This is a genomic window from Paenibacillus sp. FSL L8-0340 (genome assembly GCF_038593145.1).
Taxonomy (GTDB): Bacteria; Bacillota; Bacilli; order Paenibacillales; family Paenibacillaceae; genus Paenibacillus_AQ.
Window position 1 is genome coordinate 3,454,078 of record NZ_CP151967.1, and the last position, 13,453, is coordinate 3,467,530.

At 50.1% G+C, this 13,453-nt stretch carries 11 protein-coding genes; 8 read left to right on the forward strand and 3 right to left on the reverse strand.

Annotated elements, in window-relative coordinates; genetic code table 11:
* The first annotated feature begins 20 nt into the window (after nucleotides 1–20).
* From NST07_RS15580 to NST07_RS15605, 6 genes are all read left to right on the forward strand, one after another.
* Nucleotides 21–1,112 carry a GerAB/ArcD/ProY family transporter gene (locus tag NST07_RS15580; RefSeq protein ID WP_341092886.1) on the forward strand — a complete coding sequence of 364 codons (1,092 nt, stop codon included), beginning with the start codon at nucleotides 21–23 and terminating at the stop codon, nucleotides 1,110–1,112.
* Between the two features lie 94 nt (nucleotides 1,113–1,206).
* Entirely contained in the window at nucleotides 1,207–2,184 is a 978-nt protein-coding gene (locus NST07_RS15585) for an AAA family ATPase (protein ID WP_341092888.1), read from the forward strand.
* Between the two features lie 3 nt (nucleotides 2,185–2,187).
* A complete protein-coding gene (locus NST07_RS15590; RefSeq protein ID WP_341092889.1) occupies nucleotides 2,188–3,276 on the forward strand; it encodes a DUF58 domain-containing protein in 1,089 nt (362 codons plus the stop codon).
* Nucleotides 3,273–4,598, forward strand: coding sequence for a hypothetical protein (locus tag NST07_RS15595; RefSeq protein ID WP_341092890.1), 1,326 nt, complete (start codon nucleotides 3,273–3,275; stop codon nucleotides 4,596–4,598). The genes NST07_RS15590 and NST07_RS15595 overlap by 4 nt, the downstream gene beginning before the upstream one ends.
* A gap of 246 nt (nucleotides 4,599–4,844) precedes the next feature.
* A complete protein-coding gene (locus NST07_RS15600) occupies nucleotides 4,845–5,252 on the forward strand; it encodes a MerR family transcriptional regulator (protein ID WP_341092892.1) in 408 nt (135 codons plus the stop codon).
* A gap of 88 nt (nucleotides 5,253–5,340) precedes the next feature.
* A complete protein-coding gene (locus tag NST07_RS15605; protein WP_341092894.1) occupies nucleotides 5,341–6,264 on the forward strand; it encodes an alpha/beta hydrolase in 924 nt (307 codons plus the stop codon).
* Nucleotides 6,265–6,292: 28 nt separating this feature from the next.
* Here NST07_RS15605 and NST07_RS15610 read toward each other — a convergent pair whose 3' ends face one another.
* From NST07_RS15610 to NST07_RS15620, 3 genes are all read right to left on the reverse strand, one after another.
* Nucleotides 6,293–6,619 carry an AzlD domain-containing protein gene (locus tag NST07_RS15610; protein ID WP_341092896.1) on the reverse strand — a complete coding sequence of 109 codons (327 nt, stop codon included), beginning with the start codon at nucleotides 6,617–6,619 and terminating at the stop codon, nucleotides 6,293–6,295.
* On the reverse strand, nucleotides 6,610–7,347 hold the full coding sequence (locus NST07_RS15615) for an AzlC family ABC transporter permease (RefSeq protein WP_341092898.1): 738 nt from the start codon (nucleotides 7,345–7,347) through the stop codon (nucleotides 6,610–6,612). The genes NST07_RS15610 and NST07_RS15615 overlap by 10 nt, the downstream gene beginning before the upstream one ends.
* A gap of 286 nt (nucleotides 7,348–7,633) precedes the next feature.
* Nucleotides 7,634–9,688, reverse strand: coding sequence for a beta-galactosidase (locus NST07_RS15620; protein WP_341092899.1), 2,055 nt, complete (start codon nucleotides 9,686–9,688; stop codon nucleotides 7,634–7,636).
* Between the two features lie 147 nt (nucleotides 9,689–9,835).
* Here NST07_RS15620 and NST07_RS15625 point away from each other — a divergent pair, with 147 nt between their 5' ends.
* Nucleotides 9,836–10,669, forward strand: a complete 834-nt coding sequence (locus NST07_RS15625; RefSeq protein WP_341092900.1) for an AraC family transcriptional regulator — start codon at nucleotides 9,836–9,838, stop codon at nucleotides 10,667–10,669.
* A gap of 185 nt (nucleotides 10,670–10,854) precedes the next feature.
* A complete protein-coding gene (locus tag NST07_RS15630) occupies nucleotides 10,855–13,449 on the forward strand; it encodes a hypothetical protein (protein ID WP_341092901.1) in 2,595 nt (864 codons plus the stop codon).
* Nucleotides 13,450–13,453 lie beyond the last annotated feature (4 nt).

The window sequence follows — 13,453 nt, forward strand, 5'->3', positions numbered from 1 at the left end:
TGAATTTCCAAGGAGACGTTATGACTACATCCAAATGGCAGATGTTCCGCTTTACAGTTGTCTTTCTAGGCTCACAGAGCTCGATGTTTTTGATTCCGGGTTTACTCTCAACCTCAGGCTTCCAGGGCTGGATTCCGATTATTGCAGGCTGTGGGCTCGGAATCATTCCGCTTTTTTGTACGGTTCAGGTGGGGATGCTTAAACCCGGAGAGGTGTGGGTCGATTTTGGCAAGGAGATTATGGGCAAATGGCTGCATGGGGTAATGGTTCTTCTGCTGCTGATCTGGTGTGTTTATTATGTCTCCTTTGATATTGAAAATTTCGTATTGTTCTTCGGTGCAAATTATTTGCGCGGGACACCACCGCTGTTTATTCAGATTGTAATTGGGCTGGTGATTATGTATACGGCATACCTAGGTTTTTCGACGATGGCCTACATGACCGACGGGATATTTCTGATCTTTCTTTTATCCACCGCTTTTAGCTATTATTTGTTTCTGTCCAACGCTGATTTCTCGATGCTTCCTGCTTTGTTTCATTACCCTGATCCAGGCGTTGCCTTCAAGGATTCAATTATGACAACGTCCTGGTACGGAGAATGGGTGGTGTTATTGTTTATTGCCCCGGATATCCAAATCAGCAACAAAATGCTGAAACGGTTGATTGCTGCGGGAATTGCGGTGATGTTGACCGTACTCATTATCTGGGTGATGACCATACTGAATTTTGGCCCGCATTTTGGCAAGGAGCTTCAATTTCCTTATTTGCAATTGATCCGCAGTACTTCACATGATGATTTAAAGGGCAATTCGGACCCGCTGCTCATCGGGCTTTGGTCTGCTTCGATGTTTATACACAGCGCTTTTTTGATATATGTAGCGCATAAATGTGCTTTGTACTTGACCAAGCAGAAAGCAAAAAAAGTGATGATCCCTTTCCTGACGATCGGTTCGATCACAATTGCCTATCTGTATTCGCTCAATGTCACTCAATTCAACAAGAATTACAATGCCTTTGGCACTGTGATTATTTGGCTGATTGTGGAATGCATCCCCGTGTATTACTTCATTGTTGCTTTCATCCGCTCCAAGATAAGTACGGCGTCCACATAACCGCAGGAGACTTATCTATTATAAATTGGAGGCGCTTTCTGGTATGATTAGGAATTAATACATACCACTAAAGCGATGGGATGGTGCCTGATTTATGAATCTTCAAGAAGCAACTCAATTAATAGAATCGATAAGAGTCAATCTGGCTAAAGTAATTGTCGGCAAAGAGGAAGGTGTGAACCTTCTGCTGACAGCATTGCTCGCCAATGGACATGTGCTGCTGGAGGATGTTCCGGGCACAGGCAAAACGCTGCTCGCCAAAACACTGGCCCGCTCGCTGGACTGTACGTTCAAGCGGATTCAGTTCACTCCGGACTTATTGCCCTCTGACTTAAGCGGCATCAACTACTATAATCAGAAGACCGGGGAGTTTCAATTCCGTCCGGGCCCGGTATTCGCCGGCATTCTCTTGGCCGATGAGATCAACCGGGCCACGCCGCGGACCCAGTCCAGCCTGCTGGAATGCATGGAGGAGCGGCAGATTACGATCGATGGTGTGACCCATGAGCTGGAAGCGCCGTTTCTCGTCATTGCTACACAGAATCCGGTTGACAGTCAGGGAACTTTCCCGCTGCCGGAAGCGCAGCTTGACCGATTTCTGATGCGGATCATGACCGGCTATCCAACCTTTGAGCAAGGGGTTCATATTCTACAGCGGTTCCGCCAGAACAATCCGCTTGATCACACGACTGCGGTAGCAACCGCCCGGCAGATTCAAGAGATTCAGCAGCTTACGGCTGCAGTGAATGTCAGTGACGATTTGCTGGCTTATATGATCCGGATCGTCGAAGCGACCCGCACTGCACCGGGGGTTAAGCTGGGAGCCAGCCCGCGGGCTGGCTTCGCCTTGCTGCGTGCTTCCCAGGGGTATGCATTGATTCAAGGCAGGAATTATGTGATTCCGGATGATATCAAGGCAGTGGCAGTTCCCGTCCTTGCCCACCGGCTGGTGCTGCAGCGCGGCCCGGGGTCCCGGGAGGGGCAAGCGGTAGAGCTGGTGCTCCAGAAGCTGCGCGAAGTGGAGGTGCCGGCAGAGCCGCTCCCGGCTACAAGCGGCGGAAGGGTGGAGTAAGAGATGGCACTGCCCTGGTTCATCCTCAGCACACTCCTGATGCTGCTGTTGATTTCTGCTGTCTATCAGCGGCATGCGCTGAAGAAAGTCAGCTACACCCGCTATTTCTCGGCCAAAACCGCTTATGAAGGAGAGCAGGTGGAGATGGTTGAGGAGATAGCCAACAATAAGCTGCTCCCATTGCCCTGGCTGCGGCTGGAGTCCAGCATAGCCCGGGGTCTGGAGTTCGGCAGCCAGGAGAATCTCGGTGTCAGCAGCGGGGAGATTTATCAGAACCACGTAAGTATGTTTTTTCTGAGGTCTTACCGCCATATCAAACGTCGCCATCAAGTCCGTTGTCAGCAAAGAGGCTTGTTCAAGCTGGAAAGCGTCACGATGACCACCGGAGACCTCTTTGGCATGAGCCGGAACAGCAAGGCGTTTTCCCTGCAATTGGAACTGCTGGTTTATCCGGAGATTATAGACCTTTATGAGCTACCTCTGCCGATACACAGCTGGCTGGGAGAACTGCCGGTCAAAAGATGGATTATTGAAGATCCTTTTCTGACGGCCGGAACCCGAGAGTACAGTCCAGGGGATTCGCTTGCGTCTATTAACTGGAAGGCAACGGCCAGAACCGGGCATATGCAGGTGCATCAAAAAGATTACACCGCCGATTCCCGGCTGTTCCTCTGTCTGAATGTTGAGATCAGTGACTCCATGTGGAGAACCGTTACAGATAAGGAACGAATTGAGCTGGGAATCCGTTATGCAGCGACGATAGCAGAATATGCAGTAGGGCACGGGATCGACACCGGGCTGCTTAGCAACGGGAGAATGGACGGTGGAGGTGAACGGGAGCCGGTGACTGCAGACCCGATGGGCCAACTTGAGGATGTACTGGGGCTCTTGGCCCGGCTGAACCTGGACAGGACGCTGCCTATGTCAAGACTACTGGAGTTAGTAGCTGAAGAAGGGCATAAAGATAATGATTATCTGATTATTACCTGTCACCGGGGCCCAGAGCTTGAGCTGGCAGCTGAGCAGTTAAGACTGCTGGGAAATGGAGTGGAATGGCTCGACATTCCGGATGAGGGGAGAGAGTATGCATGAACACTGCTAGAGGTCCCCGAATGAAAGTGTCTATGACTTTATGGCTGGCTTGTCTCATAGAATGGCTTCTATTTCTTCCGGTATGGGTTCTGCTTCAAAGCTACCAGCAGTCCGGGCAGGCTGTCCTTCCATGGATGTACATTCTGCCTCTCCTGGCGCTGGCCGGGGTGCTGCTGCGGCATTTATGCAACCGGAAGTGGAAGCAGCTGCTTTCCGCTCTTCTACTGGGGGTGGCGTCAGGATTTTTATTCGGTGAATTGTCCATTTTTGCACTTCCTTTTATTGCTTGCAGCGTGTTGTTTGCTTATCTGGGGATGACTGCCGCTTCCCGGAATAACCGGAATGGAATGTACATTGCCGGAATTGCCGTTTATTTTACAGCTACAATCATCAATACCCGGATTCCTGTACTTGAGTCCAACCTGTCCTTGTTAACCTGGTGTGGAAGTCTGTGTCTGGTATTAGTACTGTTGGATACGAATACCAGCTTTCTTCGCTACAGCTCTTTTGCCGGTGAATCTGCGCGCCTGCCTGCAGGGATAAGACGGCATAACCGGATGTTTGTCTTGCTGTTTATTGTCGTGGCCGGCTTGCTTGCGGCAGGCGGGGGCAAAGCTGTAGGCATGCTTCTATGGAATACAGTCCGGATGTTTTTGAACTGGATCATCGCCTTGTTTAACGGAACAGAGGAGCCGATTCAGCCTGAAGCTGCTCCTCCGGCGCAGCCACTAGAGCTGCCTCCGGCCGAGACTCATGAACCGGGTTTGCTGGCAATGATCTTCGAAGTCTTGTTTTATGCCATTGGAGCGGCGGCAATTCTAGCTTTGCTTTATTATGGCTTGCGTTGGCTTTACAGAAATACAGGCGGAGTGCTGCGCAGAGCACTGGATGCCCTGCTGTCCATGCTGCGGAGAGAAACGCCGCAGGAGCATCATGCCTTTCAGGATGAAGAAGAGAGCATCTTCGCCTGGGGAAAGACTGTGCAAGGCATTCGGGATTACTGGAGCAGCCGGTTGAAGCTGCGTAGACACAGTGACCGCTGGGAAGGAATGGATGGAGGCCGTGAGCGGGTACGCTGGATGTATCGCCGTTGGCTTAACGGCAATCGGAACGAAGGATATGAAGTGAAAGGATTTCTTACTCCACAAGAGACGGGAGCGGATGTGGAGGAATGGACTGGTGGGAAGAACCGCCGCCGTAATGGAGACAGCAATACCCCGGCAGTTCCGGAAGGTTTGCTTAGGCTTTACAATCAGGCGAGATACGGAGAGGAGGAGCCGCAGGCAGCTGAAGTTTCAGCTTTGAAGGACCGGCTGAAATAAATCTCATATATAGATTGAACTTGAGAATTACATGTAGGGAAAAGTGGCGGAGGGGAATTTTGGAACTGCAGGAGCGACAGCGTCCGCCTTTAGGTTTGGATTTCTACCGCGATTCGCGGTTATTTCAGGAAATCCAAACCTAACAGCGGCCGGAAGTCCAAACATTCTCTGTAGTCACGGTCATTCCCAAAATAGAAGAATTATAAGTTCAGTCTATATAGTTGGATACGGAGAGGAGTGGAGAGGATGGCCCGATATTTGCGCGGGGAGCTGGCAAAAGAGGCTAACGTGAATATTGAAACGCTTAGATATTATGAGAAGCACGGGTTGCTTCCGGCACCACAGCGGACGGCATCCGGTTACCGGCAATATACGCAAGAGACATTGAATCGAATCGTCTTTATCCAGAATGCCAAGTCTTGCGGGTTTACGCTGAGAGAGATCAAGAAGGCACTGGTGAAGTCGGCAGACGGAAGTATCGGGATCGCTGATTTTATCGCAGTTATTGAGCAGAAAGTCATTAGCATTGACCTCGAAATATCAAAGCGGGAAAAGACGAAGGCGCTGTTAGGCGATCTGAAGAGCAACCTCGAATCTGCCGAGAGACATCCGGGGGTGCAGGAAACCTTGCATATTCTTAAGATGGAGCCATAAAGAACCTAGAATACAGATTGCCTCTTGACTGCGTACCATACTACAGGGTTTACAATCCAGACAAAACCTTGTAGGAGGAATGAATAGGATGCAGACACCGATCGAACAGCTTCAAGCTATGAAAAGCTTCTTAAAACAAACAGGAAGCAGTTTAGGAAAGCCGGCAGAGCAAATTCGTTCTGAAATGGCCGAAGCTGCCAAGCAATTGCCGGCGCTTCCGGGTGATGTTCAAGTGAAGAGAGTAACGATCCGGCAGTTCGCTGCTGAATGGGTCATCGCTCCTTGCATTGAAACGGAAGGAAGAAAACGAGCAATCCTATATTTTCACGGAGGAGGGTTTATCTCCGGGAACTGTGAGATCTATCGTGATCTGGCAGCAAGATTATCTGCAGCCTGCAGTGTTCCTGTACTTACAGTGGAATATCGGCTTGCCCCGGAGCATCGTTATCCGGCCGCAAATGAAGATTGCCTCAATGCATACCGCTGGATGCTGGCGGAGGGATATTCGCCGGATGACATTATCCTTGGCGGCGATTCGGTAGGGGCCACTCTGGCTTTGATGACAATGATCAGTGTGCGGGATGCAGGGGAGAAGCTGCCTGCAGGGGCGTTTCTGCTCTCGCCGCATAGTGATCTCGTACATTTGGACGGATATTCTTATGATAGTTTGGCTGATTCAGATCCTACGGGGAGCCGGGAGGGCAATCAGAGAATTCTGGAGGATTACTTAGGAGGTTCTTCCGGGGAGAAGCCAGCGATACTCTCTCCGTTACGGCTCAATCTGCACGGTTTGCCCCATCTGTACATTCAGGTTGGCGATCAAGAAGTGCTGCTCAGTGATGCGGAACGTTTGGCCGATCGCGCACGTGCTGATGGAGTAGAGGTTACACTGGAAGTATGGAAGAACATGTGGAGTGTATTTCAATTCATGGCCGCCCTGCTGCCCGAAGCGCAGCAGGCGATCATGAACATCGGCAGCCATACAGGGAGAATCTGGGGAAAAAACAGCTAACTTGCCTGATAACAGCAATCACGAGGAGTTACAGTAACAAGCGCAGAAGCATGAGTGAGAGAACCCCGGTAAGCACGGTTCCCAGCAAACTGCGCGTCTTTATGGCCACCCAGAAGGTGGGCAAGGCGGCGATCAGTTCCACATTCGATGACAGTGAAGTGAATTTGCCTTCCTTAATGAACAGCTCCTGGGCGACGAGCGCTGACATAATCGCAATGGGTACATAACTCAACCAGCGCATCCCCCATTCGGGAATGGTGATCCGGCTTAGCAGCATCATCGGAAGTACCCGCGGAATGAACGTAACCAATGCGGCTCCGAAGATAATCAAGAAGATATCCAGTCTTATTTCCATTTTTGCATTACCAACCCTATCGTAGGTGCAATTAGAGCTGCAGCGATCACACCGAAATTAGGCGACCACAGGATGGAGACACCGACCGTAACCACTACGGCAATAGCTCCTACAATAAGATCCAGTGCATATTTGTTTCTACTAAGTATGGTCAGTACCAGTAGTCCGATGAACATAGCCGGAAGCGCGAAATCCAGTCCCCACTGCTCCGGGCTTGAGATCCACTGTCCCAGAACAGCACCTGCGAGGTTCGCGAACAACCAATTCAGGTAGGCGGTGACATTAAGTCCATGCATCCATTTCTCGCTGATGTGTTTTTTTCTCGCACTCTCCTGAATGGCGACACCAAAGGTTTCATCGGTTAAGAGTGCGCCTATCAGCAGGTTTCTCATGGGTGTGAGGTGGCGGAAATAAGGGGACAACGCAGCACTTAACAGCAGGTGGCGCAGATTCACAAGCAGGATCGTAATGATGATGCTGGCCCCCGTGCTTCCTGCGGCTATCATTCCCGCCGCGATGAATTGGGCGGAACCGGCGTAGAGAATGATGGAAATCATAGCTATTTCAGCGATGGAAAGACCGGCCGTTTTCTCGACAACCCCGGCGGCAAAGCCGATACTTAAATATCCGAGCAAAGTGGGGATACAATCCTTAACTCCCTGCAGGAAGCTTTCCTCCTTGCCCTGTACGTCAATAGTTTCTGACGCCTGTACAGGCTCCAGTTTCATGGTTGCTCCTCCTTTTTATCAATGGAATCATCAAGATGAAATAAAAACAGATTATATTAATATCTAACAATTAACGGTGGTTTGCAAGGGTATTATTTCTGTAATACCTGATAATGAATCGGCTTGAGGCATGCATGAGGCATTGGGGAACAAGAAAGTCAGCGAAGAAGTGATTGATGGAGAGATCATCTGTTTGCTTCAAGTAATGTAATCTGTGCACTAACTTCACGAAAAAGTCCCGCTGCAAAACTATCTGCAGCGGGACTTTCTACTTGAATTAATCCTCTTATTTGAGCACCAGCACACCGAACCCTTCCATACTGTAGGTTCCCGAAATGTTTTCTCCTGTTAGTAAATCTGTTCTCTGTTCTTTGAGTGAGATCACTGCAGGCTCTTCGCTGTAGTTCAGCAGGAAGGTGAGGCTGGCGGATTCGCCTTGACGGATTTGCAGCTCGACCTCACTTGGCAGCTCCAGCCAATGTTCAGCCGGTGAACGTAGATTTAGAGCACCAATGATTCTTGTCGCAGCTTCTTCATTGAATACAGCTCCGTAATACCACACCTCACCTTTACCGCGGAGATTTCGGGTAACGGCCGGTTTTCCTTTATAATAATCGGAAGCGTACGTCGCCATGACTTCCACGCTGTCTTCTTCCACGTGAAGGATATCGTTAAAAGCGTCGGCTCCCGTCAGTGCTTCAGGTTCTTCAGTCCAACTGATAAAGGTGGGACGCCGTGTACCTTTAACAACAGTGAATTCTTCCACTGTTACCCCGCAGAGCTGTCTTGCCGCCCCGGGAAAAGGCCGCATATAGCAATGTCCGCGCTTATCCTTGTATCCGGTCCGGCAACCGAAGATCAGTTTCCCGCCTTGCTGCACATATTCATCCAACAATGCCGCTGTTTCATCTGTCATGATGGCCGGATGCGGGTAGACCAGCACTTGATAACGGGCTAGTTCCTCTACGGTTGTAGTGCGGCCCAAGTAGATTATATCACTGGGAATATGCTGCCGCTGCAGAGCTTTGAACCATTCCTTGTTGCTCTGCCACATGAAAGGACCGTGCCAGACATCATATTCACCGTCCCATTCATTGTCATAATCCCGCAGAATGGCTACTGTGGCCTCAGCATGTGTCCCGATGATCTCTTTGCCGGATGCCGCCAGCTCCTGGCCGATGCGCGCCGCTTCCCGGACTCTCCGGTTGGGCTGATTATGGTAATCATTGAGGCCATGCCAATAGATCTCATTGCCCATGGTTGCCGTTCTCCAGCGGAAGTACAGCACCATATCTGCGCCATGGGCGATGGATTGGTATGTCCAAAGCCGCATCTGCCCCGGTTTAGGTGAGGGCATGTCCATGCGGTTCACCCAGCCGCCTGGACCGGATTGTTGTTCCATGATGCAGAAGTTGGGGCTGATGGAACGCACAACACTGAGGGACAGGCTCCAGCTCCGGTCACCCAGAGGATTTCGTTCAGCAGGATCAGTATGAATGCTGGAGAACTGAGGGTATGAATCATAGCTAAAAAAGTCCAGCAGCTCATTACTCATTTGATGACTGTCCAAATGGCCGAATAACCCGTTCGTCGTAACCCATTGATCCGGCGCAGCTGCACGGATAATGTCGGCCTGATTCTTGGCAAACGAAATCGTATTATCAGAGATAAACCGCTTCTCGTCCAGCGCCTGATGCGGATTAGGCTGTCTTGGGACCGGGGTAGGGCGTGGTAAAAAGACCTGAGACCAGTTAGTGTAGCTCTGATTCCAGAAGACTGAACCCCATGCCTCATTCAGTTTTTCCAAGGAGCCATATTTATCTTGCAGCCACTTCCGGAAAGACTTGTGATCACTTTCGGAATAGAATTCACTGATCTCGCAGTTCAGCTCGTTGTCGATCTGCCAGCCGGTTACTCCAGGGTGATTGCCATAATGTGCTGCAAGCTGAGCTACAATCCGGGCGCATAACTCGCGGTATTTGGGGCTGCTGTAATTGTAATGCCGGCGCATGCCATGCTGGAGCGTAACACCTTCATAAGTCACATTAAGTACTTCCGGGTATCGTTCGGTAAGCCAGGCAGGAGGCGTAGCCGTCGGTGTACCCAATACCACCTTGAGTCCATGGCGGTAAGCCAGATCAATGGCGCGGTCGAACAGTTCAAACTGATACACGCCTTCTTCCGGTTCAAAAATGGACCAGGCGAATTCACCCATACGGACAATCGTGAAGCCTGTTTCCACCATCCGGCGGTAATCATCTTCCCACATCTCTTCCGGCCAATGCTCGGGGTAATAACATACGCCCAGCTCGAACCGATCTGCTGCTACTGGTTTCTTCATAGGTTCCTCCAAGTGTAAAATTATGCTTTGAATATTCTACAAATCCATTGTATTATCAGGTACATGAAAACTGATATAACATAATATTGCTATTATATGACTATATTGCGTGTTTGCTTTCCAAGTATAGAATAGAGGGGGGACGAAATGAAAAAGCAATGGGTCTTGCCCGCCCCGGCTTACGCCCACTATGTATGCTATCCGGAATTTCTCGGGCATTACAATCATTTTCCGCAGCATGCGGAACGGAGAAGCGAGGGAGTACTGAACAGCTACAATCTCCATCTGGTATTTGAAGGGACGGGTTATGTTTTTCAGGAGGGAGAACGGATTCCCATGGGAAGGGGAAGCGGCTTTCTGTTCCCTAGAGGGGCATATCAGCAATATGGCTCTGATCCCCGCAGACCCTGGGAAGTGCGCTGGGTTCACTTCAATACAGCCATTTCCTTGCCGCTACTGGAGGAAGCAGATCAGTCGCGGGGTTATTTCTTTACATTCGATCCAGATGCCGGGCTGGAGTCTATTTTTGATGAGCTGTTCGAGCTTAGCGCAGTCCATGAAACCCGGAGTGAACCTCGTTTCTCGGCTTTACTTTATGAAATTCTGGTTACACTGTTGCAAAATTCCGAGCCGCTTCATGGATCGGTGCCCCTGGAGATCCGACATTCCATTAGGCGTACAGCCGACATGATTCATAAGGATTGCCAGCGTCCCTGGACACTGGAGAGCATGTCTAGGCTTGCGGGTTACAGCAGCTATCACTTTTTGCGGCTCTTCCGGTCCATCATGGGTAAGACACCGAACCGTTATTTGAGTGACTGCCGTCTGGCCAGGGCTAAGCTTCTGCTGGTGTCTTCCGATTTGTCTGTTGCGCAGATTGCAGATCAGACCGGATTTCATCAATCCAGCTACTTCATCAAAATGTTCAAGCTGGCAGAAGGTATGCCTCCGAGCCAGTACCGCCGGACTTTCGGCTCTTAGTGACGCAAACGATTAGGGTATATTAACGGTCACCGTTCTGAAAACAGCGCATGTTGCGCTGTTTTTTTGCAACATTGGCACAAAAAGGTTACAAATTCGCATCATAGAGTTACAACTTGGTTACATTTACCTTCCAGCCAACAACTATAATAATTCTAGTTAATAGACTTGGGAGGGGAAAGAAAGTGAGAAAGCATAAAAATACATACGTTGCTCTGCTCTTAAGCACCATCGTTCTCGGTCAAGTGGCCGGAGGGATAGCGGCTCCTTCTTCGGAAGCAGCAGGCACAACACCAGCAGCAGCAACAACAGCAACCGTCAAAGTCAATCCGATTCAATTAGGCCAAGGAGTCACTGCCGCATTGGAGGATGTTAATATTTGGCCGCAAACCGGTGGCAATATTCTGGCCTATACGCTTAAGCTCTCTAACAACGGCAGTTCTAGTGCCAATATGACGCATTATTTTCCGCGTGTAGTCACTCCGGGAGGTTCAGCCATTCCCGCTAATCCAGTAACTGCTGATGCGCTTAAGAAAAAGGTCGGAGCCAAGGACAGCCTGCGCGTGACCTACTATGTCAATGTCGGTCAAACGACTTCGCTGCAGGGAATGAAGATTGCCATGTACGTATGGGACGCCAAAGCCAAGGGGTATCTAAAGAATGCGGGTTCTCTGGCGATTCCGGCGGGCTATTCCACAGCCGCTGAACGCGGCAAGATCCTGAGCACCACTATGAATGACATTCCAGTTACAGCAAGTGCGGATTCCCTGCAGCTCTATAAATTTAGCGGAAAAGTGTACGCCAAGGTAGGACTGAGCATTACCAATAAGGGCAGTAAGGTTCTGAATGAAGCCGGATACACGCCATATCTCCAAACGGCAAGCGGCACCTCTTTCGAGCTGACAGTGAACAGCGCACAGGCAGGTTACAAGATTCAGCCGCAGGAGAAAAAGAGCATTTACTATTTGGCGGAAATTCCCGCAGCCCTGAATACCAACAACATGAAGCTGCAGTTTACACAAAAGGATGAGACCCTGAAGCTTGAGCTTCCCAAAATGTCTTTCAAGCTTCCAGTTGCGTCTACTCCTAATTTTGTTGTGAATCCAAGTGCTGTCAAAAAAGTCGGTATTAACAGCAATACCGTGGAAATGCAGCTGGTGAATGCTTCGGTTTATTCAGAAGACGCCCACGGAGTATGGTCCTTTCAGTTACGTCTGAAGAACGCCGGCAACAAGGCGGTGACCCTGCCGAGTTACGAGCTTGCCGTGAAGTCGACCAAAGGTACAGCATTTCCGGTGAACGCCAAGGCACTCAGCGGGCTCACGCTAAAACCGTTGGAAACAAAGGTTGTTCCGCTTACGGTGCAGGTCCCCCTTGAGGTCGAACAAGCCGGGCTGCAGCTGCAGATGATTGAAGCTGTCAGTGCCACAGAAACGGCCGGCCCAACCACCGGCCCAACCACTGGCGAACCCGCTGGTACACCTGGGACGGTAGCGGCGGCGTCTCCCAAACTAATTTTTCCGGTAGCCTACTTTACCATTCCTTATGCGCTTCGTGCTGATGTACAAAAGGGGGAGGTCTATAATCGCACGAATCAATTTGGCTCCTTCTCTTACAACCTGACGTCTTTACAACGTTATCCTTGGAAGGATGATGATATCGTCATGGCCAAGCTGAACATCACCAACACCCAGTCCGTAACCCTTACGCTTCCCGAACTTACGGGAGCGATTAAGCTGGGTACTAACGATTTAGCGGCGACCACGGATCTGCTGATCGATAAAGAGGCGGCAACACTGGCTCCGGGCAAGTCCGCTGAGATTGTAGTCTTGTCCAAGGTTCCGTATACAGAGGAATTCGAAAATGTACGAATCAATTTATTCAGTACCGTCAATACCGAGAAGGTGCCGTTCCTGGACCTCAGCATGAGTAATTCACTGAATGCAATAGATAATATTGACCGCGGAGGCACCTACAAAATCAGCGGCAAAGGTAAAAATGCCAATGTTCAGGAGAGCCGTACGACGGTTTACGAGGGGACCAACTCCAAAATTGTGTACACGGAACTGCTCATAAGCAGCCAGGAGAAAAGACAAAGCAAGATGGCCCGTCTGCAGGCGTATTACAGAACGAAGGACGGGCAGTTCTTTGATGCGAAACCTAATCAACCCGACAATGCTGCAACACCTGGGGGTATGCAGCTGGTTTCATTCTGGGCGAAGCTGCCGAAGGCGGTAAGTGCCGAGGACATCTCACTGGTATTAGGCTCCGGGGTGACAGGAAACAAATTAAGTGAGAGCGGACAAGAGGCTACCGGCTTTATTAATGCAAGCGCCCTGCTGCTCACACCTAAAACCACTGCGCCGGCAAGCAATTTAACGAAGATCACTTTCTTCCCCTATAATTTATCGGTCATCAACTCAGAAGGCAGACTTTTGGAACTAAACGACACCATCAACATCACAATGACCTATGATCTAACCCGGGATAACAGCATCGACAGTGGCGATTTAGGACATAAGCTTGTGCTTAGAATGACGGATCCCTTTGGCGTAACACAGGATAAAGTGCTGACTATAGGTACAGATCTGACAGAAGGAAAGAGCAATACCTTCTCGATGTCCTTCAGCAAAAGTCTGTACATGAAGCTCAAGGGCGGCACTTACAAATTAACTTTATTTGATGAATTCCAAGGCGAGCGGCAGGAGCTTGGGGGCCAGGTGTTCAACCTGTTCATCGACCGCCAGCTGATAACTGAGAAAGATACCAACGCTAAATGACAAT